Annotated in this window: 16 protein-coding genes; 7 read left to right on the top strand and 9 right to left on the bottom strand. The window is 72.4% G+C overall.

The features are described 5' to 3' along the window. Nucleotide 1: 1 nt before the first annotated feature. The 8 genes from B0I28_RS13495 to mqnB all read right to left on the bottom strand — a co-directional run bounded on the left by B0I28_RS13495 (nucleotide 2) and on the right by mqnB (nucleotide 11,426). The gene (locus B0I28_RS13495; RefSeq protein ID WP_106364340.1) at nucleotides 2–1,066 is read right to left on the bottom strand and encodes a hypothetical protein; all 1,065 of its coding nucleotides are present in this window, start codon (nucleotides 1,064–1,066) and stop codon (nucleotides 2–4) included. A gap of 143 nt (nucleotides 1,067–1,209) precedes the next feature. After that, nucleotides 1,210–6,873: a pullulanase-type alpha-1,6-glucosidase gene (pulA, locus tag B0I28_RS13490; protein WP_106364339.1), complete on the bottom strand. Its 5,664-nt coding sequence runs from the start codon at nucleotides 6,871–6,873 to the stop codon at nucleotides 1,210–1,212. A 183-nt stretch (nucleotides 6,874–7,056) separates the two neighbouring features. Further along, nucleotides 7,057–7,293 carry a hypothetical protein gene (locus B0I28_RS13485; RefSeq protein WP_106364338.1) on the bottom strand — a complete coding sequence of 79 codons (237 nt, stop codon included), beginning with the start codon at nucleotides 7,291–7,293 and terminating at the stop codon, nucleotides 7,057–7,059. Nucleotides 7,294–7,303: 10 nt separating this feature from the next. Further along, the gene (gene yidD / locus B0I28_RS28475; protein WP_106364337.1) at nucleotides 7,304–7,612 is read right to left on the bottom strand and encodes a membrane protein insertion efficiency factor YidD; all 309 of its coding nucleotides are present in this window, start codon (nucleotides 7,610–7,612) and stop codon (nucleotides 7,304–7,306) included. Nucleotides 7,613–8,176: 564 nt separating this feature from the next. After that, the gene (gene larE / locus B0I28_RS13475; protein WP_106364336.1) at nucleotides 8,177–9,103 is read right to left on the bottom strand and encodes an ATP-dependent sacrificial sulfur transferase LarE; all 927 of its coding nucleotides are present in this window, start codon (nucleotides 9,101–9,103) and stop codon (nucleotides 8,177–8,179) included. Nucleotides 9,104–9,375: 272 nt separating this feature from the next. Then, on the bottom strand, nucleotides 9,376–9,777 hold the full coding sequence (locus tag B0I28_RS28470) for a cold-shock protein (protein ID WP_106364335.1): 402 nt from the start codon (nucleotides 9,775–9,777) through the stop codon (nucleotides 9,376–9,378). Between the two features lie 168 nt (nucleotides 9,778–9,945). Continuing rightward, entirely contained in the window at nucleotides 9,946–10,809 is an 864-nt protein-coding gene (locus tag B0I28_RS13465; RefSeq protein ID WP_106364334.1) for a 1,4-dihydroxy-6-naphtoate synthase, read from the bottom strand. A 2-nt stretch (nucleotides 10,810–10,811) separates the two neighbouring features. Next, on the bottom strand, nucleotides 10,812–11,426 hold the full coding sequence (gene mqnB / locus B0I28_RS13460) for a futalosine hydrolase (protein WP_106364333.1): 615 nt from the start codon (nucleotides 11,424–11,426) through the stop codon (nucleotides 10,812–10,814). Between the two features lie 357 nt (nucleotides 11,427–11,783). Here mqnB and B0I28_RS13455 point away from each other — a divergent pair, with 357 nt between their 5' ends. Beyond that, nucleotides 11,784–12,572 (top strand): DUF3027 domain-containing protein, encoded by a 789-nt coding sequence (locus B0I28_RS13455; protein ID WP_219926738.1) that lies wholly within the window; start codon nucleotides 11,784–11,786, stop codon nucleotides 12,570–12,572. A 17-nt stretch (nucleotides 12,573–12,589) separates the two neighbouring features. On the opposite strand, the gene B0I28_RS13450 is transcribed toward B0I28_RS13455, so the two are convergent. Beyond that, entirely contained in the window at nucleotides 12,590–12,919 is a 330-nt protein-coding gene (locus tag B0I28_RS13450; protein ID WP_106364331.1) for a DUF2530 domain-containing protein, read from the bottom strand. A 208-nt stretch (nucleotides 12,920–13,127) separates the two neighbouring features. Here B0I28_RS13450 and sepH point away from each other — a divergent pair, with 208 nt between their 5' ends. From sepH to dacB, 6 genes are all read left to right on the top strand, one after another. Continuing rightward, on the top strand, nucleotides 13,128–14,147 hold the full coding sequence (sepH, locus tag B0I28_RS13445; protein WP_106364383.1) for a septation protein SepH: 1,020 nt from the start codon (nucleotides 13,128–13,130) through the stop codon (nucleotides 14,145–14,147). A 129-nt stretch (nucleotides 14,148–14,276) separates the two neighbouring features. Further along, on the top strand, nucleotides 14,277–15,539 hold the full coding sequence (locus B0I28_RS13440; RefSeq protein WP_106364330.1) for an MFS transporter: 1,263 nt from the start codon (nucleotides 14,277–14,279) through the stop codon (nucleotides 15,537–15,539). A 322-nt stretch (nucleotides 15,540–15,861) separates the two neighbouring features. Beyond that, nucleotides 15,862–16,527: an RNA 2',3'-cyclic phosphodiesterase gene (gene thpR, locus B0I28_RS13435; RefSeq protein ID WP_181245778.1), complete on the top strand. Its 666-nt coding sequence runs from the start codon at nucleotides 15,862–15,864 to the stop codon at nucleotides 16,525–16,527. A 266-nt stretch (nucleotides 16,528–16,793) separates the two neighbouring features. Next, nucleotides 16,794–18,704, top strand: a complete 1,911-nt coding sequence (locus B0I28_RS13430) for an outer membrane protein assembly factor BamB family protein (protein WP_106364328.1) — start codon at nucleotides 16,794–16,796, stop codon at nucleotides 18,702–18,704. 207 nt (nucleotides 18,705–18,911) lie between these two features. Beyond that, nucleotides 18,912–20,765 carry a glutamine--fructose-6-phosphate transaminase (isomerizing) gene (gene glmS / locus B0I28_RS13425; protein WP_106364327.1) on the top strand — a complete coding sequence of 618 codons (1,854 nt, stop codon included), beginning with the start codon at nucleotides 18,912–18,914 and terminating at the stop codon, nucleotides 20,763–20,765. A 150-nt stretch (nucleotides 20,766–20,915) separates the two neighbouring features. Beyond that, nucleotides 20,916–22,484, top strand: a complete 1,569-nt coding sequence (gene dacB / locus B0I28_RS13420; protein WP_181245777.1) for a D-alanyl-D-alanine carboxypeptidase/D-alanyl-D-alanine endopeptidase — start codon at nucleotides 20,916–20,918, stop codon at nucleotides 22,482–22,484. Nucleotides 22,485–22,586 lie beyond the last annotated feature (102 nt).

The following is a 22,586-nucleotide window of genomic DNA, read 5'->3' as shown; positions in this document are numbered from 1 at the left end:
CTTAAGCGGTCTCGGCGTCGAAGTCCGTGGCGAGCAGCGCGTCGACCGCCGCCTGGTAGGAGTCGGTGCCGGACTGGGCGATCGACGCGATCCCCAGGAACCCGTTGACGCCGTCGACGTCGACGACCAGGATCGCCGTGTCCTCGAACGTGTCGGTGCTCGCGTCGGTCGACGTCCACGAGTTCTTCCACGTCGCCAGGACGCCGGGCTTCCCGTCGACCTCCACGTCCTGGTAGACGATCTCGCTCATCTCGTACCCGACGACCGTGCTGAACGCCCCGTCCAGCCACACCTCCGCCGCGTTCGCCGCCGACGCCTCCAGGTTCGCCGGGTCGTACTGGGCGACCGCCCCCGAGAACAGGCCCGTCCCGAGGAACGAGATCCACGTCTCGGTGTGCTGGAGGATGTACGCCTCCGAGTCCGTCATCGGCTCGTACGCGACGCCCGGCCCGTAGTACGGCAGCCAGTCGCCGCTCGCCGGGAGCGGCGTGACCGCCCCGATCGACGCGACCGACAGGCCCGTCCCCGACGGCCCCGGCGCCTCCTCCTCGGTGGGCTCCTCGTCGCCGGATTCCCCGCCGTCGTCGGGCGCGCTCTCCTCCGACGTCGTCGGGTCCTGGGCGCCCGCGAGGTCCCCCTCGTCCCCGCCCTTCCCGCCGAGCCAGAAGTACCCGCCGACCGCGCCCAGCGCCATCAGCAGCACCACCCCGATGACCAGCAGCGCCGTCCCGCCCCCGCCCTTCGTCGTCGCCTGCACCGGCGGCGGCCCGTACCCCGGGTACTGCTGGTACGGCTGGTTCGGGTCGTACCCCGGCTGCGGGTAGTACGGCTGGCTCGGCTGGTACCCGCCCGGCAGCTGCGAGGTCTGCTGCGACGGCGCCGGGGACGCGTACGACGGGTCCGCCCCGGCCTGCCCGGGCGCGTAGCCCCCCGCGGGCGGCTGCGAAGCGGGCTGCGACTGGCCGTAGGGGTTCTGCGCGTACGGGTCCGGAACCTGGGCGTTCTGGGCGTACGGGTCCGGGGCACCAGGGGGCATCGCGCCGGGGTCTTGCGGGGGGTACGTCATGGTCCGATCGTATCCGGACCCCGCCGCCGGTGTCTCCATCCGTTTTCCTCAGAAAACGCTAAACCGGGACGGGTATCGACCCGCCCCGGCTTCAGGGATCCGAAACTCACCCCAGTATCACCGACCTGTCAAGATCGGATTCGTTAGCTGACGAACACGGCCACCGTCCGCCCCGGAACCGTGAACGCGCCCGTCGCGTCGTCGAAGCCCGCGTCCGCGAACACCGGGTCCGCCGAGTCCTCCAGGACCGGGTGCAGCCGCGCCCCCGACCCCGCCGCGTCGGCCACGGTCTGGGACACCGCGTCCGGGGACGCGTTGAACACCACCGTGACCGTCTCGAACGCGTCGTCCAGGCCCGCCATGTCGATCCGCATCGTGATCACCCCCGGGGCCTCGGACGCCGTGCCCGACAACGGGAACGACACCCGCTCGGCGACCTCGCCGCCCGTCCCGAGGCTGAACGCCCCCGTCGAGGACGCGATCCGCAGCAGCTCCAGGTACCGGTCGTCGGCGAGCGCGATGTCCTCGCAGGCCGGCGCATCGACCGACGCGAGGGCGTCCTCCGCATACGGCCACTTCGCCTCCGACGTCCACGCCGGCGGCAGCCCCGACCCGAACCCGTTCGACGACGACCCGAACCCCTCGGTCCCGGTGCAGTCCCAGCGGATCGCGTTGAACCAGTCCCCGGAGTCGTACGAGTCCCGGTCCAGGGACTTCGACCGGAGCATCTCCGAACCGGCCGTCGTGAACCCCGTGCCCTGGCTCAAGACCGCCGTCGCCAGCGACAGCACCTGCATCCGCGCCCGGTCCTCACCCGAGGTGTCCGGGCCCAGCTTGTACGCGAGCGCGTCGAACAGGATCTCGTTGTCGTGCGCGTCCACATAGGTCACCGCCTCGGCCGGGTCCGCGGTGTACCCGGCGGCGGCCCCGTTGTAGTCCAGGCCCGCGCCGGTCGTCGCCGACCCGTCCGAAGCCGTGAACGCGTAGTCCGCGAGGTTCCCGACCAGGCCCAGCTTCACCAGGTCCTGCGCGTGCAGCAGCGCCGCCAGCTCCGCATCGGTGGCCTCGCCGTCGTTGTCCGCCGTCCACAGGCCCGAGCCGAAGCCCTGCACCGTCGGGTCCGCGTCGAACGGCCCGCCGCCGCGCACGGCGTCGCGCAGCCGGTCGTTGAACGTCCCGATCCCCGTGCCCGCCATGTTCGCCTGCGTCGCCTGCTCGAACAGGGCGTCCCCGGCGACCTCGCCGAAGTCCCAGCCCTCCCCGTACAGCAGCACGTCCTCATCGAGCGCCGCCTGCACCGCGAGGAGGTTCGCCTTCGGGTGGTGGCCCATCAGGTCGAACCGGAACCCGTCCACGTGGTACGCGTCCTGCCACAGCACGGCCGACTCGACGACGAGCTTCCCGAACATCGGCCGCTCCGGCGCGGTGTTCGCGCAGCACGTCGACGTGTACACCTCCCCGTCCGCGTCGAGCCGGTGGTAGTAGCCCGGCACGATCCGGTCCAGCACCGACTTCCCGTCCGCGCCCGCCGCCGCCGTGTGGTTGTAGACCACGTCGTTCACCACGCGCAGCCCCAGGCCGTGCAGCGCCGCCACCATCTCCCGGTACTCCAGGATGCGCTGCACCCCATCGGCATCCGTCGCGTACGAGCCCTCCGGGACGTTGAAGTGCAGCGGGTCGTAGCCCCAGTTGTAGGCGTCGTCGGCGCGCACCGCCCCGACGCACGCCTGCTGCTCCGTCGAGTTCGCCGCCATCAGGTCCAGGTCGCAGCCCACCGTCGCCTGACCCGTCTCCGGGATCGACGCGATGTCGAACGTCGGCAGCAGATGCACGTACGTCAGCCCCGCATCGGCCAGCTCCGCGAGGTGCCGCACCGACACCGAGTCCTCCTGCGCGAACGCCGCATACGTGCCCCGCAGCTCCTCGTCCACCGACGCATCGGCGACCGAGAAGTCCCGCACATGCACCTCCCACACCTGCGCCGCAGCGGGATCGACCTCCGCGGGCGGGTCCTCGCGGTCCCACCCGTCCGGCTTCAGATCCGCGTCGTCGAGGTCCACGATCTGGCTGTGCGTCGAATCCGCCGCGAGCGACACCGAATACGGGTCCGTCACCGAATACGACTCCACCCGCTGCGAAGCCGGATGCCACACCTCGACCGCGAACCGGTAGTACTTCCGGTCCCAGCCCTTCGCGCCCTTCACCGACCACACCCCGGTCCGCTCCGAGAACGACATCTCATGCAGCTCAGGCGAAGTGTCGTCAGGCGAGTCGTACAGCTCCAGGGCCACCGACCGCGCCGTGGGCGCCCACAGCGCCAGCCGCGGCTTCCTCCCCTTCCACGTCACGCCCAGATCGGCGTCCAGGGCCGCCGCGTACACGTCGTCGACCGCGCCCGCGGTCTGCACGCCCGTCGCGTACCAGGCCGTCCCGGCGTGGTCCCGCTCGACCGCGACGAGCTGCCCGCGCAGCGCCTCCCGGATCGCATCGCCGTCGGCCGCACCGACATCGAACGCCCGGTAGCCCCAGTACGCGGGCCAGGCCCGCCGCTGCGCCTCGGTGAGCCCGCCCTTGGGCGTCAACGGGATCGTCTCGAAGTCGCCGGTGATCGCGCCGTCCTCCACTGCGATCGACCCGTTCGCGCTGGCGAGCAGCTCGAAGACCTTCCCGTCGGTCACTGCGCCTCCCGACGACGCGGTGTCGAGCGCGATGGTGTCGGCGTCGAGCCAGATCGCCTGCTCCTTGGTGAGGTCGAGGTCCTTGCCGCGGCCGGTGGAGGCCCCGGCGGGGCGCACGTAGCCCTCGGTGGCGGCGGTGATCCAGACTTCCTGCCCGTACTCGGCGAACACGAGCCGCTGGTCGGTGGGGAGGTCCTTCTCGTCGCCGTCGTGGAGGATGTAGGAGAGCGCTTCGGCGTCCTCGGCGAGGTCGACTTCGTAGACGGCGCCGAAGGAGTCGGTGTATGCGGGCTGGAGCCCGGCGTTCCAGTCGGTGGGGTCGGCGGCGCCCTCCCAGGTGTGGAGGGTCCAGCCGTCGTAGTCGCCCGCGGGGCGCTGGTAGTGGACGACGGCCTTGCCGTCGGCGGCGGCCCGCGTGTCGTGGGCGCCGGTCGCGGTCACCCAGGTCTCGCCGAGCGCCGCGGGGGTCAGGAGCACGTCGGAGCCGTAGAGCTTCGTGTCTCCATCATGGACGATGAGGCCCATCTGCGCGTCGACGTCGTCCACGGGCACCTGCCAGTAGCGGCCCCACTCGTCGGTCCCGTCGGGCGGCCTCGGTGCGTCCCAGGCGGTCTCGACGCCCTCGGCGAGCGCGTCGCCCCACAGGTGCAGGCCCCAGTCGGCGCCGCTGTCTTCAGGAGCACGGGCGGGCGCGTGGACGGTGACGTACCCGTTGGCCTCGGCGAGCGAGTACGCGATGTCGCCGGTGCCGGCATCGAGCCAGATCTCCGGATGCTCGCTCGGGTCGAAGGCCCGGTCGCCCGGGTAGTCCTTGTCCCCGTCCTCGTCGATGACGAGGAACCCGACCTCGTTCGCGTCGTCGGCGAGCTTGACGGGGGCGAACGACCCGTAGGAGTCGGTGCCGGAGAACGGGTTCGAGTCGGGCCACACGGTGCTCGACTCCTCGGCGACGTCGCCCCACACGTACAGGCCCCACTGCTCGGGGTCGCCGTTGTAGTGGACGTTCGCCCAGGTCAGCGATCCGCTCGCCTGATCGGGGGTGGCGACGGCGGTGGTCGCCTTCGCGGAGGCGCTGCGGCCGCTGCGGTCCACGGCGACGGCCTTGAACTCGACGCTCTGGTCCCCTTGCAGCCCTTGCAGGTCGTAGGCGACGCGGTGGTCGGGCCCGGGGGAGGTGCCGACGTAGGTCCACTCGCCGCCGTCGACGGACGCGGCGAACGCGACCCGCGCGAGCGGATCGCCGGCGACCTCGGCGGTGACGTACGCGGTGGTCGCCGATTCCGGTGCGACCGCGAGGGACACGGCGGGCGCGTCCCCGGTGCTCACGGCGTCGTCGGCGCGGAACACGACGGCCGAGAGCGGCGGGACGGTGACCGCGGCGGCCCCGTCGGCGGCCTCGATGGAGCCGTCCCCGTACACCGGGGAGAACGCGTCGGAGTAGGTCGCGACGTCGACGGTCTGCGCCTCGGTCGAGTTGGAGACGGCCACGACGTACTCGACGCCGTCGGCGCCGATGCGCGAGAAGGAGAACACCCCGCCCTCGGAGGACCGCGTCACCTGGGCGCCGTTCGCGAGGGCCGGGTGGTCCTTGCGGAGCTGCCCGAGTTCGGCGATGGCCTGGTAGATCGGGTGCCCGGTGTCGAAGTTGTCGTCGGCGTGCGTGTTGTCGGTCCCGATGAGCTCGTCGTCCAAGTATTCGTCCACTTGGGACGCGAACATGGTCTGCCGGGAGTAGTCGTCGCCGCCCGAGCCGGTGAAGCCCTGCTCGTCGCCGTAGTAGACGACGGGCTGGCCGCGGGTGAGGAACATGAGCTGCTGGGCGAGGATCGCGCGCTGGGTCCAGGTCGCCTCGTCGGTGGTCTCGACGATGGTGCGGCCGACGCGGCCGATGTCGTGGTTGGAGACGAACGTGGGCGTCGACAGCGCGTCGGTGCCTTCGCTGGTGAACAGCGCGTCGGACTCGTACACCGCGGCGAGGCCCTCGGCCCCGGCGGCGCCGGTCGCGAATCCGGTTGCGGCGCCGTGGAACCCGAAGTCCAGGACTGCGTCGAGGTCGCCTTGGCGCACGTAGGTGCTCGTGTAGTTCGGATCGCCGGAGTAGACCTCGCCGAACGCGAAGAAGTCGATGCCCTCGGCTTCGGCGGCGTCGCGGATCCCGGCCATGAACTGGGGCCAGAACTCCAGGTTCACGTGCTTGGCGGTGTCGAGGCGGAACCCGTCGACGCCGGAGTCGGCGATCCAGTCGGCGTAGACGTCGATCCACCCGTCCACGACCTCGGGCCGCTCGGTCCACAGGTCGTCGAGCCCGGAGAAGTCGCCGTACGTCGAGGACTCGCCGGTGTAGGTGGAGTCGCCGCGGTTGTGGTACATCGTCGGATCATTGAGCCAGTCAGGAGCCTTCAGGTCCTCCTCGCCCGCCTCCAGCTCAGGCGTGTAAGGCGCTCCCTCAGTCGTGACTGTGGGAAACTCCCCTGAGGTTGCGTAGTTCGCGTCGTCGAAGGGTCGCCCTTCCGCATCCGTGTAAGGCGAATCCTCAGTCGGGACATACCCGTTCGCGTCCTCCGCGTACTCGATCACGTCGGCGGTGTGGTTGACGACGACGTCCAGGTAGATCTCGATGCCCCGCTCGTGGGCGGCGGCGATGAGGCTCTGGAGTTCGGCGTCGTCGCCGAGGTGCGGGTCGACGGCGGTGAAGTCGGTGCCCCAGTAGCCGTGGTACCCGGCGCCGGTCCAGGTCTCGGAGACCTGCACGGGCTGGTTGACGACGACGGGGGTCAGCCAGATCGCGGTGGTGCCGAGGCCCTCGATGTAGTCGAGCCGCTGCTCGACCCCGGCGAGGTCGCCGCCCTGGTAGAACATGCGCTTCGTCGGGTCGTAGCCGGTCTCCGTCGCGCCGCCGTCGATGCCGCCGGAGTTGTTGGACGGGTCGCCGTCGGCGAAGCGGTCGGTCATGACGAAGTAGAACTGCTCGGCCTCGTCGGTAGGGGCCTGGGCGAGGGCGGCCAGTTGCGAGTCGGCGGGCTCGTCGGTCCACGAGCCGTCATCGGGCGGGTCGCCGGGGCCGGTGCAGGCGGTGAGTACCAGGGCGGCGCCCAGCACTCCCGCCGCGGTTCGGGCGGTACGCGGCATTGCGCTTCATCCTCCGGGGGTTGGTCGGGGGCGCCGGGTGACGGGTGGCGCACCCCGTGTGCGCAAGAACATACCACCTCTGCAATTTCCTTACAAGATTCTGACGGCCCATTGCATCGCCGTTCCTCGATACGCAAAGCAGCCCCCCGCAGAAGCGGAGGGCTGCAACGAATCAGGAGGCGACTAGTGGCGCTCGTCCTCAAGGTGGCGGGTCGGCACCGGAGGCGTGTGCTCGTAGTGCACGGACTTGACCGGCACGGGGAAGGCGGAGGTGCCGAACGGCGACGCCGCGCCGATCACGCTGGAGGTGAACTCGCCGACCTCCAGGTGCCCGGGCTTGACCTCGCGGGAGCGGGACTTGCCGGCCGTCGTTGCGGGCGCGTTGTCGGGCTCGCGGCCCACCAGGTTCGAGTCACTCATGACCTGGATCCTAACGGGCGCCTCGGCGGCCGGGAACCGGATCACGGGTGCCTCGGGTCACGCCCGGCCGGCACCGCAGGATGCGGGCGGCGGCGAGCCGCCCGCCGGTCCACAGCCCGTACCGCGACACGGCCCGGTAGCCGTAGCCCGAGCAGCTCGGCACGAACCTGCACTGCACCTGCACCCGCGGCGACAGGTACCGCCGGTACACCGCGATCGCCCGCAGTCCGAACCGCCGCGGCCCCTCCCGGCGCCGCGTCCTCGCCCGCTCCAGCCGCTCCGGCGTCAACCGCCCGAACCCCAACGCCCCCAGCGCCATCGAATGGAACGGTCCCGGATCGGTCGCGCCCCCGCACGGCCCCGCGCACGCATTGCACGGCCCGCCCGGATCGCACGCCGCCCCGAGCGGCGCCCCGCACCCGGCCGAGCAGCCCGGCTGGTACACGCTGACGCACCCGGAGAACTCCACCCGACAGTTCTACACGCCCGCCCCGGCCGCCCCGAACCTGCGGACCGCCGTCAACGCAATCGGAGCGTCCTCATGTCCGAAAAGGAACCACCGCCCGTTATAAACCGAACACCCCTGTATCAGGGAATTGCCAGGTTCGGCACAGGCCCGGTTCAGTCTCATGTCCCACGGTGAACCCCTCGGGGAATGAGGGGTTCCCGAGGGGTTATGGACCCGGTGGGGCTATCGGACTCATCCTCCACTGACGATCGCCGCCGGCCCCACCGGGTACTCGCACTCCATCCCGAACAACGATCACGTTGCACCCCAACGCCCCCAGTTGTCACACCCCTAGGTGAGGGTTGTTGAACCGGGGGCCCATCGTTCGGAACATTTCGGGAATATCCCGAAATAACCACCCGGTGATCGGCCGTTTCAGCGGTACCGCTCAGGATTCGGCAGCAGCTCGTTCATCGCCCCCGACCGGAACCCCTGTGAATCCAGCCGCACCTCCGCGAACCCGGTCACGGCCTTCAGCAGCGACGGCCGCTCCGCGACCGCGGCCACCAGCTCGGCGTCGATCTCCACCCGCGCGGTCCCGCCGCCCATGTCGCGCACCCGCAGGTTCCGCACCGGGATCGCGGCCGCTCCGAACGCGTCGCGCAGCGCCTCCTCGGCCTCGGCGACCCGCCGCAGCCCTTCGGCCGTGACCTCGACCCCGTACGCGATGCGGCTCGCCAGGCAGGCCGCCGCGGGCTTGTCCCACGTCGACAGACCCCATGCCTTTGACGCGGCGCGGATCTCGGCCTTCGTGAGCCCGGCGTCGGCCAGCGGCGTGATCGCCCCGGCGCCGGCCGCGGCGCGGATGCCCGGCCGGAACCCGGCCGCGAGGTCGTCGGCGTTCGTGCCGGTCGCGACGGCGGCGACGCCGCGCGCCGCGGCGAGCGGGCCGACGACGCTCATCAGCTCGGTCTTGCAGAAGAAGCAGCGGTCGCCCGCGTTGGCGCGGTAGCCCTCCCGCGACAGCTCGTCGGTCGCGGGGGAATGGTGGACGACCCCGAGGCCCTCGGCGAAGGCCCGCGCCCGGTCGAGTTCGGCCGCCGGCAGCGACGGCGACACGGCCGTCGCGGCCTCGACCCGCTCCGGCCCGAGCGCCCGCACCGCGGCCGCGAGCAGGAACGCCGAGTCGGCGCCGCCGGAGAACGCCACCATCAGCGACGGCAGCGAGGCGAGCCGTTCGAGCAGTGCATCGACACCCTGTCCGGCGCCGCGGTCGGCGCCGTTGCCGACGGCGGGTCCGGGGAGGGAGGCGTCGTCGTCAAGGCTGGCTGCGGGAAGGGCCGCTTGGGGATCCGAGGTCACCCCTCAGAGACTAGCCCGCCTCACAGCTGCACCGTTTTCTGCGGACATAACGGATATGTCCCTACTGATGGGCCCCCGGTTCAACAACCCTGCCCGAGAGGTCCGACATGTCGGGGTTCGCGAGAAGTCCTCGGGAGTGCGGGAACCGGCGGGCGGTCGCCGGGTGGCCGGGGTCGGGCGGGGGGAATCCGGGCCGCCGCCGAGGGACTCGGACGGCGGGAGGTTCGGGTCGCCGCGGCCGCCGCGTGGGGTCGGCCGCGGTTCCCGTGCGGCTATTCGAGGTCGGCGGCGACGGCGCGGAGGAGTTCGGCGATCTTCGCGCCGGTCTTGCGGTCGGGGCGCCTGCCGCGCGAGAGCGGCGGCATGACCTGCTGTTCGAGGACGCCGATGAGGTCCTGGAGGAGGCTGTTGAGCTCCTCGGGGGAGCGCCGGGGCGTCTCGGGGGCCGCGGCCGCACCCGCCGCCTGTGGGGCGGCGAGCACATGGAGGCCCATCGCCTGGACGCCGCGGCGCGTGTCGATGATGCTGTACTCGACCTTGGTCCCCTTGGCGAGTTCCTCCACGCCTTCGGGGAGCGCGTCGCGGTGCACGAAGACGTCCTTGCCGCCGTCGTCGCGGGAGACGAATCCGAATCCCTTCTCGGCGTCGAACCATTTCACTCGACCACTGGGCACCGCTGAACCTCGAACTTCTCTCTCTTGCCGGCTACTGCTGAGTTCCGTCAAGCCTAGCGTGGCATGAACCGGACGGTCCGGAACGCCCGGGTGAGGGAACCGCCACGCACCGCGACACCCGCCCGGGCCCTTGGGGATCGCGCGCCCGAGCGCTCGCCGGCGCGCTCGTCAGGGGATCGCGATGCCGAGCTCGGGGACGAGCCCGAGCTCCGCGGCGCCGCCGAGGAGCCGTGTGACCGCGGCGCGGCCCTCCTCGCCGAGGTCGCGGGAGAACTCGTTGACGTACAGCTCGATGTGCTTGGCGCACACCTCGTCGGACATCTCCTGCGCGTGCTCGGCCACATAAGCGCGGCTCGCCTCGGGGTTCGCCCACGCGTAGTCGAGGGAGGCGCGGATCGCGTCGGTGACCGCCGCCGTGTCGAGATGCGACTTCGCGACGATCGCGCCGAGCGGGATCGGGCAGCCGGTCGCGCCCTCCCACCACTCGCCGAGGTCGACCAGGCAGTCGAGGCCGTACTCGCCGTACGTGAACCGGGCCTCGTGGATGACCAGCCCGGCGTCGAAGCGGCCGTCGCGCACCGCGGGCATGATCTGGTCGAACGGCACGACCTCCACGCTCACCCCGGGCCCGCCGAGGTCGCGCAGCCACAGGTTGAACAGGAGGAACGCGGTGCTGCGGTCCGAGGGCACAGCGATGCGCCTGCCTTCCAGGCCCGCGAGCCCGCCGGGGCCGGTGAGCACCAGCGGCCCGCATCCGCGCCCGAGCGCGCCGCCCGCGGGCAGCAGCCGCCATTCGGGGCCGAGGTGCGGCAGGGCCGCGTACGAGACCTTCGCGACGTCGAACTCGCCTCGCGCGCAAGCGGAGTTGGTGACGTCGATGTCGGCGAACGTCAGGCGGGTCGCCGGGGCGCCGTCGATGAGGCCGGAGGTCCACGCGTGGTAGATGAACGTGTCGTTCGGGCACGGCGAGTGCGCCAGGTGCAGCGCGCCGCCGGGCTCGTACGCGTCGAAGGGGACGCCGAGTGCCGCCATGCCTACAGCTCCCTGATCGCGCCGGTGAGGGACTTCAGGGCCGAGCCCCAGTCCCATTTCTCGACGTCGCGGTCGCCGACGAAGTTGGAGACGGTGCGGATCTCCGCGAACGGCAGGCCCGCGTGCTGGGCGGCGGTCGCGACGCCGAAGCCCTCCATGGCCTCCCCGACCGCGTCGGGGTACCGGTGGGCGAGGTTCGCGGCCTGCCCGTCGGAGCCGGTGATCGACGCGAGGGTGAGGATCTCGCCGCGCACGCCCTCGACGGCGACGGTCAGGACCGTGTTGCAGCCGATCCGGTTGGTGCCGAACCCGATCTCGTCGATCGGCTGGAACCGCCACGGGAGGTTCACGCCGAGCTCGGCGTGGACGGAGTCGGTGGCGATGAGCACGTCGCCGATCTTCGCGCGGCCCTGGAACGCCCCGCAGATGCCCGCGTTGACGACGACGTCGTAGGCGCGGCCCATGTGGCTGTTCTCGGCGATGGTCCGCGCGGTGGAGGCGGCGGCCGCGGCCGGGCCGACGCCGCAGACGAGGATGTCCAGCTCGTGGCGGAGCGAGCGCCCGGCCTCGACGGCCTGGGCCTCCTCGGCGACCGCGCACACGACGAGTATTCGCATGCCTGAAACGGTACCGGCCCCGCCCCCGCTCCGGCCGCCGCACGGACCGTGGCGCCCGCCGCAGCGATCCCGCGGGCGGTCCGAGGTCGGCCTGCGCCCGTCCGCTCGCGCGGCGGCCCGCTCTCGCGGACTCGGACGGCCGAACCCTCACCCGCACGGCACGACCGCGCGCGGCGGTCCGTGCTCCGGGTCCGAGGGCAGCCCGAGGTTGACCTCTGGGTAAGGGCCCCCGGTTTCCAGCGTCCCTCCGGGGTACGACATTTCCGGCCCGTCCACCGCGCAGGTGTGGCGCATCCCGCTCCCTCGCGGCCGCACCGTCCGCCGGGTGCGGGCGCGAGCTGACCTATGCTTGAGGGCGTGCCTGACAGCTCCACCACTTCCGCCGCCGCCAAGACCGCCCGCGCCCGCAAGCCGCGTCTGGACAAGGCGCTCGCCGATGCCGTCGACCTCGCCCGCGAGGCCGCCGAGGAGGCCGGGGACGGGATCGGGGAGCACCTGAGCGTCGAGGCCGAGTCGGAGCGGGTCGTCACCCACTACTTCGAGTGCACCCTCCCGGGCTACCGCGGCTGGCGCTGGGCCGTCGTGCTCACCCGCGCCCCGCGCGCCCGCGTTGCCACCGTCTCCGAGACCGCGCTCCTGCCGGGCCCCGACGCGCTCCGCGCCCCCGCGTGGGTGCCGTGGGCCGACCGCCTCGAAGGCGGCGAGGTCGGCACCGGCGAGGTCCTCCCCACCGAGGACGACGACGACCGCCTCATGCCCGCCTACCAGCTCTCCGACGACGACGCCGTCGAGGACATCGCTTTCGAGCTCGGCCTGGGCCGCGAGCGCGTCATGAACCGCGAGGGCCGCGCCGAGACCGCGCAGCGCTGGTACGACGGCGACCGCGGCCCCACCGCCCCGATCGCCGAGGCCGCGCCCGCGCCCGCCCGCTGCGGCACCTGCGGGTTCTTCCTGCCGCTCGCCGGGTCGATGCGCCTCGCGTTCGGCGCCTGCGCGAACCTGTACTCCTCGGAGGACGCCCGCGTCGTCTCCGCCGACCACGGCTGCGGTGCGCACTCGCAGATCAGCGAGTTCGTCGACACCACCCCGCAGGGCGTGGAGAAGTCCGAGATCGTCTACGACGACGAGGGCTCCGAGATCCTCTAGCGGGTCCCGCCGGGCCTTCAGCCCTTCCGGTCGCCGCCGAAGTGGCGCCGGTCGGCGACGACCATCGCGGCCGTCCCGAGCAGGCCGATGACGACGCCGGTGAGCGCGCACGCGCCCCACCACTCCCTCCCCGAGTCCGCGAGCTGCTCGCGGAACAGCTGGGTCAGGATCAGCGCGACCGTCCACACCAGAGTCCCGGCGACGGCGATCGGCGTCATGCGCAGCCGTACGGCCTCGGCCGCCGGCAGCTCGGGGGTCTTCTTCACCCGGTGGTAGGCGGCGCGGGGGTTCGCCGACGAGCCGGACGCTGACGCGGCCGGGGGCTGGGAACTTCCGTCGGTGGACACGCTGCCAATGTACGCTGCGACAGTCCCCGCGACAATCGGTCACGCCGACGCGAGTCGGCATCGCGTTGCCGCGGACGGACACCGCCGGGGGTCGCGCCGCCGCGATCGCTTATAGGCACCCCGCCGGTTGTGGTCCGCCGGTAGGGTTGGGCGTACGCTCGGATGAGCTGGCAATGCGGCGCTGACGAAGACACGAGGGGTGGAAGGCATGAGGCCGGTACGGTTCGTAGCCCTCTCTGAGGACGGTCATGCGCTCGTGCTCGCCGACGAACTCGGCCGCCTGCTGGCCCTCCCGCTCGACGAGCGGGTCGCCGCGGTCGTCGACGTCCCCGAGGGCGGCAGCGCCATCCGGGCCAAAGTGGACGCCCCGCCGTCCAAGCCCGCCGCCGCGAGCCGCCCCGTCCCGCAGCGCCCCGCCGCCGTCAACCTGTCGCCGCGCGACATCCAGACCCGCATCCGCGCGGGCGAGTCCGCCGAGGACATCGCCGCCTCCGCGCAGGTCGCGGTCGACCGGGTGCTCCGCTACGCCGGGCCGGTCCTCCAGGAGCGCGCCATGCTCGCCCAGGCCGCCCGCCGCTCGCGGCTGGCGACTTCGGAGCGCGGCGAGCGCATGTCGAACGTCGTCGACGTGAAGCTCGGCACCCACGGGGTCGACCCCGAGGCCGTGTCGTGGGACGCGTGGCGCACCGAGGACGGCTCCTGGCTCGTCCAGGCGTCCTGGTCCTCCGGGAAGACCACCGCGCGCGCCCGCTGGAAGCTCGACCGGGCCCGCCAGACCGTCACGCCCGACGACGAGATGGCGCAGTTCCTCTCGACGCCGCTGCCGACGCAGGTCGCGGCCCCGAAGGACGCCCCGAGCGACCTCGGCGTGCGCCCCGGCGACCCGGTGCGGCCCTCGCGCGACCCGATGCACGGCCTGCAGGATCGCGACGACGACGCCCGGCCCGACCCGCTGCGCCGCGACCGCCTCCGGGAGGTCCTGGAGCGCCCGCTCGACGACGTCGGCGGGCGCGGCAAGCGCACTTCGCAGCTCGGCCTGCCCGGGACGACCGCGCCCGAGCAGCGGGAGACCCCCGAGGTCCCCTCGCTCGCGGTGCTCCGCCCGAACAAGCGGACCGTCGCCGACGACGACCTGAACGTCCCGCCGCTCGCGGCGGCCGGGTCGAAGCCGCGCAACCAGCTGCCGGGCTGGGACGACGTCCTCTTCGGGTCCGCCGGCAAGGACTAGGCGCTCAGCGCACCTCGCTTCCGCGGCGGGGCGGGCCTCCGGGCCCGCCCCGCCGCTTTGCGTCGCGGACGAGAGAAATCGGTCTCACTTACTGGCTTGCCGACCGGTAAGTAAATACACTTGAATGCGATGTCTCCGGTCCTCCTCGGCCAGCTGCGCCACACGTTCAGAGCCCTCGCCTACCCCGCCTTCCGGGTGTACGCCGCCGGGCAGCTCGTCGGCACCCTCGCGTTCTGGCTCCAGACGACCGCCGTCTCCTGGCTCGTGCTCGAACTCTCCGGGAACTCCGGGACCGCCCTCGGCTGGACCCTCGCGCTCCAGTTCGGCCCCTACCTCCTCTTCGGCCTCCACGGCGGGAAGATCGCCGACAGCTTCGACAAGCGCCGCGTCCTCCTCTTCTGCTCCCTCGCCTCCTCCGCGGTCATCGCGGTCCTCGGCGCCGTCGTGTTCACCGGCCACATCGAACTGTGGATGGTCTACCTCGGCATGTTCGCGTTCGGGTCCGTCGCCGTCGTCGAAGGCCCGGCCCGCCAGGCGTTCTATTCCGAGATCGTCGAACTCGAAGCGCTCCCCAACGCCGTCGGCCTCGGCAGCGCCATCTTCAACACCAGCCGCATCGCCGGGCCCGCCCTCGCGGGCGTCCTCATCGCCGTCACCTCGACGGGCACCGTGATCGTCGCCTGCGCCGTGCTCGCGCTCGGCCCGGCCGCGGCCTGCGCGGTCCTGCTGCGCCGCAGCCTCTCCAACCCCGTGCACCGCCGCGCCGACTCCGGCGGCATCCGCGAGGCCCTGCGCTACGCGGGCGCCCGGCCCGACATCATCGCGGTCCTCGTCGTCTCGCTCCTGGTCTCGGGCTTCACGTTCAACTTCGCGCTGACCCTGTCCATGCTGGCGCGCACCGAGTTCCGCACCGGCGCCGACTCCTACGGCCTGCTCCTGACCGCGCTCGCGGTCGGCGCGCTCGCCGGGTCCCTCGCCTCCGGCCGCCGCTCCGGGCGGCCCACGCTGAACACGATGCTCCTGTCGTCGTCGCTCCTGGGCGTCGGCACGTTCGCCGTCGGCCTCGCGCCCTCGCTGTGGTCGGCGATGGCGCTCCTGGCGCCCACCGGGTTCGCGATGGTCTACTACGCGCAGGCCGCGAACCAGCGCGTCCAGATGGGCGTGCGCGCCGACTTCCGCGGCCGCGTGCTGAGCCTGTACATGCTCGTGTTCCTCGGCTCCACGGCCGTGTTCGCGCCGATCGTCGGCTGGTTCATGGAGCAGTACGGCGCCCGAGCGGGCCTGTGGCTCGGCGGCCTCATCGCGGTCGCGACGCCCGCGGCCGTCGCGCTCGCCAAGCGGGCGCAGGTGCGCCGCCGCGCGGCCGCGCTCGGCGGCAAGGCCATGCCGTAAGGGGCAGGAGCCTCCACAAGGGGTGTGACGTCCCGTATCGGTGAATCCCAGCAGGTGAACCAGAGTGATCCGTGTGGATTCGCGTGGTGCCCGACTTCGCCGCAATCGCCCCGAACCTCCTGCGGCTCTGGGGTCTCAGGAGTCAACTCGAACGTTACTTCCGCGAAATTACTGTCCCGTCCAATGGGATTTCACTGAATGAACGTCGGAAGTTGCTGCGAGGATAGGCACATCGTGACAGCCCTCGACCACGTCGCGCCGACACACCGCTCGACGCAGGCGCGGGTCACCGATCCCGAGTAGAGCCCCTGGAGGGAATCCAGTGAGTGCCTCCGCCACCGCGGCCGTACAGGCCGCACCCCAGGTACGGACCGAGCGCCTCTTCGCTGCGCTTCCGCTTCCCGACAACGCCGTCGCCGATCTCGCCGAAGTCGTCTCCGACCTCAACATCGCGCGCCGCGGCGCCCCCAGCCGCCCCGGCGCCGCGGGCCGCAGGCCCGCGACCGGCGGCCGCCTGGTCCGGTCCGAGAACTGGCACCTCACGCTCGCCTTCCTCGGCGACGTCCCCGCCGCCCGCTGCGCCGAGGCCGCCGAGGCCGTCGCCGCCGCCGCGCGCGAGTCCGCGCCGATGCGGCTGTGCGTCTCCGGCGGCGGGCGCTTCGGCCGCGGCCGCTACTCGGTGGTCTACGCCGGCCTGGACGGCGACGTCGCCGCCCTCGTCGACCTCGTCCACCGCATCCGCGCCGGCCTCATCGCCGCGGACCTCCCGGTCGACCAGAAGCAGTACCGCCCCCACGTGACCCTCGCCCGCCCCGGCGACCGCGTCACCAACCAGCAGGCCGCCCAGGACCTCCTCACCCTCCGCCGCTACTACGGCCCCAGCTGGACCGCGGGCGAGCTCGTCCTCTACAAGTCCGACTTCGGCAAGGCCCCGACCGGCGTCCAGCCGCACTACACCCCCATGGCGGCGGCCCCCCTCGGCGGCTGACCGCCGGACGGGGCCTGCCCGACTGTCGGACCCCCGTGTCAGGGTGTTGAACCGGGGGCCCGCGATTCCGCTGTCCCCGGCTCTGCCGCTGCCCTGAAGTCCGCGGCTCCGAACGGCGATCCAGGAAGTGTCGGACCCCCGTGTCAGGGTTGCGACCGGGGGGCCCAGTGGGCCGATCGCCATTCAGGCTGCCCTCAAGGGAGAAACCCGCTCGCGATCTGCGCGAAAGCCCGGATCGGGCGGCCGGTGACCGGTAGAAAGAGGGCATGTCCCACAACGCTTCCGGCGCCGGCCGCTCCAGCACCGACGCGGCGCCGCCGCGCGCGCCCAGGAACGGGCGCCCGCTCGCCCGCGTCTTCCTCCGCGCCGCCGGGATCACCGCGCTCGCATGCTGGGCCGTGCTCCTCGTCTGGGCGTCGTTCGGGACCGGCGCGACCAGCACCGGGTCCTCCGGCGTGTACATGATCATCGGCACCGTCGCGTCCGTGCTCATCGCCGCCGCCGTCATCACCACCGCCGCCGCCCACACCGGCCTGCGCATCATCATCGCCGCGCTCGCCACCGCTGTGTTCGCCGCCGCAGCCGGATGGGCCGTCTACTCGTCCATGCCCGAGGCCGGGCCCGGCCAGTTCATCACCCACCGCGCCGGGGTCGCCGCCCTCGCGTACGGCTTCGGCGTCCTCGGCGGCGGCCTCCTCGCCCTCTCCGAATTCGTCGTCGAAGGCTACGCGGGCGGGCGCGCCCGCCCCCCGAAGTCCATGCGCCGCAAGGTCGGCGTGTTCGCCGTCGCCGTGGTCGTGCTCCTCGCCGCCGCCCTCGCCCCCGCCATGCAGCGCTGGGCCGAACTCGCCAACCAGGACGTGCGCACCGGCGACACCGCCGTCAACGAGGCCGGCCTCGACGGCCTCGCCGCGCTCGCCGGCGTCGAGCGCTTCACCGACACCCCCTACGGGCTCCTGCGCACCGACCACCCCGCCGACCCGACGCCGCAGGCCGTCACCATGCTCGACCCCGCCACCGGCGCCGCCGTCTGGTACCACCGCCGCTGGAACTGGCTCGCCGCCCAGCCGCCCGTCCTCTCCCACCCGCAGGACCTCGTCGCCCTCACCGGCCCCCGCGCCGACGACCGCGGCGACTTCCAGGTCCGCGTCCTGCGCACCCGCGACGGCGAAGAGGTCGCCACCGCCGGGTTCGACGGCTCCCCCGGCGCCCTCCTCGCCCTCGCCGACGACCGGCTCCTGTTCGCCGAGGACGGCAGCGAGGTCTTCCACGTCTACGACTTCGGCGGGAACCTCCTGTGGGACGCCGAGATGCCGCCCGGCTGCGAAGGGAACGCCGCCCAGGTCGCCGGGGGCCGCGTCGCCCTCCTCGCCAAGTGCGTGCCCGCGCCCGACCGGCCCGTCGCCCGCGACTACGTCCTCGCCTTCGACCTCGACGACGGCGCCACCGCCTGGGAGCAGGAGGTCGACAAGGCCGCCGAGGTCGTCCCCGACTCGTTCCTCGTCTCCGGCGACACCGTCCTCATCGACAGCCGCATCGAGCACCGCGTCACCGACGGCCCGTTCTCCGCGCGCCGCTTCGAGCACCGGCTCATCGCCTACGGCCTCGACGACGGCGCCGAGCGCTGGCAGGTGAAGGACCAGTCGTTCGGGTCCACGAACTCCTCGGCGTGCGGCGGGACCCTGCACCTGTCGCAGCCGTCCGCCGCGACCGCCTCGGGGGTGGTCGCCGGGGGCGAGGCCCGCGCCGACGTCCCCAAGGCCGAGCGGCGCACCGTGCAGATCATCGAGTGCTACACGGCGAAGGACCGCGAGGGCTCCTGGCTGGGCGTCATGGCCTACGACGCCGACACCGGCGAGCGGCTCTACAAGAAGTCCGTGCGCCTGGGCTACACGCCGCTCGACCCGGAGGTCGCGCGCGGCTGGGGCACCGTGCTGCCCGACAACCGGGCCGTGCTCGCCGCCGACGAGTCGCTCGACCCGACCCGGCCCGACTGCCGCCTGTACGAGGTCGCCGCGGGCGAGGCCGTCGAGGTCGCGCTCCCCGCGGCCGGGACCGAGGGGACCGCGGTGCCCGCGGACTGGTGCCACGACGCGCAGATCAGCGCCGCCGCCAGCGGCGCGGCCATCAGCTACGTCGACGAGGACGGGACCCGCAGCATCGCCGTCATCTCGTAGGAGGGCGTCTCATAGGAGGGCGGTCCCGCGGGCGCGCGGCCTCCCGACCCGTGCCGGAGGCGCGCCCCCGGCCGCGGCGAACGCTGCGCGACCGGGGGGTGAACGACGCGCGACGCCGCGGCGAACGGCAATAATGATCAGACTGTGTGATCGATTACCGATGAACCACGCACGAGTGATGCGCGAAACTGCGGTAGGGTTTCTCGCATGTGTGGAATCGTTGGATACGTCGGCCGCCGCAGCGCCGTCGACGTCGTGCTGGACGGCCTGCGCCGTCTCGAATACCGCGGCTACGACTCCGCGGGCGTCGCGCTCGTGTCGGCCGACGGCCGCATCGAGGCCGACAAGCGCGCCGGGAAGCTCGCGAACCTCGAAGCGGCCCTCGCCGACCACCCGCTGCCCGAGTCCACGTGCGGCATCGGCCACACCCGCTGGGCCACGCACGGCGTGCCCTCCGACCGCAACGCGCACCCCCACCGCTCGCACGACGGCCGCATCGCCCTGATCCACAACGGCATCATCGAGAACTTCGGGCAGCTGCGCGCCGAGCTCGAAACCGGCGGCGTCGAGTTCCTCTCCGACACCGACACCGAGGTCGCGGCCCACCTCCTCGGCGCCGAGTACGGCGTCGACGGCGACCTCACCGCCGCCATGGCCCGCGTCTGCCGCCGCCTCGAAGGCGCGTTCACGCTCCTCGCGGTCGCCGCCGACGACCCCGACACCGTCGTGGGCGCCCGCCGCAACTCCCCGCTCGTCGTCGGCCTCGGCGAGGACGAGTACTTCCTCGCCTCCGACGTCGCCGCGTTCATCGCCTACACGACCGACGCGATCGAGCTGGGCCAGGACCAGATCGTCACGATCAACCGCGACGGCGCCACCGTCTCCGGGTTCGACGGCCGGCCGTCCGAGGGCAAGCCGTTCAGCGTCGACTGGGACATCGCCGCCGCCGAGAAGGGCGGCTACGACACGTTCATGGCCAAGGAGATCCACGAGCAGCCGCAGGCCGTCGCCGACACGCTCCGCGGCCGCATCGACGAGTCCGGGCAGATCGTCCTCGACGAGGTCCGCATGTCCGACCAGGACTTCCGCGACATCGACAAGGTCTTCATCGTCGCGTGCGGCACCTCCTACCACGCCGGGCTCGTCACCAAGTACGCCATCGAGCACTGGACGCGCATCCCCTGCGAGGTCGAGCTCGCCTCCGAGTTCCGCTACAGGGACCCCGTCCTCGACCGCTCCACGCTCGTCGTCGCGATCTCCCAGTCCGGCGAGACCATGGACACGCTCATGGCCGTGCGGCACGCGAAGGACCAGAAGGCCCGCGTCCTCTCCATCTCCAACACCGTCGGGTCCACGATCCCCCGCGAGTCCGACGCCGTGCTGTACACGCGCGCGGGCATCGAAGTCGCCGTCGCCTCCACGAAGGCGTTCCTGACGCAGCTCGCCGCCTGCTACCTCGTCGGCCTGCACCTCGCGCAGGTCCGCGGCATCAAGTACGCCGACGAGGTCTCCGCGATCCTCGACGAGCTCGTCGCCGCCCCCGGCAAGATCGCCAAGGTCATCGAGCACCTCGACCCCGTCCGCGAGATGGCCCGCGAATGCGCCGCCAGCGGCGAGCGCGTGCTGTTCATCGGCCGCCACGTCGGCTACCCCGTCGCCCTCGAAGGCGCGCTCAAGCTCAAGGAGCTCGCGTACCTGCACGCCGAGGGCTTCGCCGCCGGCGAGCTCAAGCACGGCCCGATCTCCCTCATCGAGGCCGGGACGCCCGTCATCGCGATCGTCCCCAGCCCGCGGGGCCGGTCCCTCCTGCACGACAAGATCATCTCCAACATCCAGGAGGTGAAGGCCCGCGGCGCCAAGGTGATCGCGGTCTGCGAGGAGGGCGACAAGATCACCGCCGTCCACGCCGACCACGTCATCGAGACGCCCGCGTCCCCGACGCTCCTCGCGCCGCTGCTCACCGCCGTCCCGCTCCAGGAGTTCGCCGCCGAGCTCGCCACCGCCCTGGGCCGCGACATCGACCAGCCGCGCAACCTCGCCAAATCCGTGACGGTGGAGTAAAGCGCGGTCGCGAAGCGCCGCAACACGTTTCGACACCGGCGGCGGGGGCTGTCACGCCCCCGCCGCCGCTTCGGTTGCCCGGCATCAGGGCGATATTGGACACTTCCGTGCGAACTCCCGCAAGACGTGCGCAGCGTTTATGCTCGCGGGGTGAAAAAACGCACCCTGATCTCAGGCGCCGTGGCGGTCACGGCCGCCGGCGCCATCACCCTCGCGGCCACGACAGTCGCACAGGCCCAGGAGACCGGCAACGAGGCGCTCGCCGCCGCGATCGACGCGATCCTCCAGGACCCCAAGCTCACCGACTCCCAGTCGAGCATCATCGTCAAGGACGCCGATACCGGCGAAGTCGTCTACGACCACCACGGCAACCAGCGGGCCGTCCCCGCCTCCGCCAACAAGCTCTCCACCGTCGCGGGCGCGCTCGACGTCCTCGGCGAGGACCACGTGTTCACCACCGACGTCCTCGGCGACCGCCCCGTCGACGGCGTCGTCTCCGGCGACCTCTACCTCCGCGGCTCCGGCGACCCGTCGCTCCTCCAAGCCGACTTCGCGGCCCTCGCCGCCGACCTCGCCGCCGCCGGCGTGTCCACCGTCGACGGCGACCTCGTCGCCGACGACACCGCGTTCGACGCGGCCCGGCACGGCGACGAATGGGCCTGGGGCGACCTCCAGTACACCTCCGCCAGCGAGATCTCCGCCCTCACCATCGGCTCGGGCACCGACCACTTCTCCGGCACCGTCCGCGTCTTCGTCAAGCCCGGCGCGAGCGCCGGCGCCCCCGCCGTCGTCACCACGGTCCCCGAGACCGACTACGTGACCATCGAGAGCACCGCCACCACCGGCACCACCAACAACGTCGCCGTCAACCGCGACGAGCACTCGAACACCATCCGCGTCTCCGGCACCGTCGCCGCCGGAACCTCCGGCACCTACGCGACCCGCTCCGTCATCGACCCGGCCGGACTCGTCGCCGACGTCTTCGCCGACGCCCTCGCCGACGAGGGCATCGACCTCACCGGCGGCATCCGCCTCCACGAGACCACCCCGCAGGGCGGCGAAGTCCTCGCCACCCACGACTCCGAGACGCTCGCCGCCCTCACCGACGACCTGCTCAAGCCCTCGAACAACCTGTACGCCGAGGCGTTCTTCAAGGCCGTCGGGCTCGCCCAGACCGGCCAGGGCACCTTCGCGTCCGGCAAGGCCGGCGTCTACGGCGCCATCGAGGACTACGGCGTCGACACCGGCCCGATCCGCCAGGTCGACGGCTCCGGCATGTCCCGCTTCGACGAGCTCACCCCCGACATGCTCACCGACCTCCTCATCGGCGCCCAGGACGCGACCTGGTTCGACACCTACCAGGCGTCGCTCCCCGTCGCCTGCGTCGACGGCACCCTCGCCAGCCGCATGTGCGGCACCGAAGCCGCCGGGAACGTCCGCGCCAAGACCGGCTCGATGACCTCCGTCTCGGCGCTCGCCGGGTACGTCACCGACGCCGACGGGCGCGAACTCGTCTTCGCGATCATGTTCAACGACTACCTCACCAGCTCCGTGAAGGGCCTCGAAGACCAGATCGCCGTCGCCATCGCCTCGCACGGCGCCGACGCCACCGAGTCCGAGATCGCCGCGTTCGCCGCCGAGGCCGAGGAGATCGCCGAACCCGCCGAGGAGCTCCCCGCCGACTGGGAGTGCTCCTGGTACGAGCCGAGCATCTGCTAGACCCCTTGCGCCACAAGGGCCCGGCCGCACCAGCGGCCGGGCCCTCCCCCGCCCCGACCGGCCTGACGCCCGACACCGAACGGCCCCAGACGGTCCCGCACC

The sequence above is a fragment of the Glycomyces artemisiae genome, assembly GCF_003002955.1.
GTDB lineage: Bacteria > Actinomycetota > Actinomycetes > Mycobacteriales > Micromonosporaceae > Glycomyces > Glycomyces artemisiae.
The sequence above is the reverse complement of the archived record's forward strand: the minus strand, read 5'-3'. Positions and strand labels throughout refer to the sequence as shown.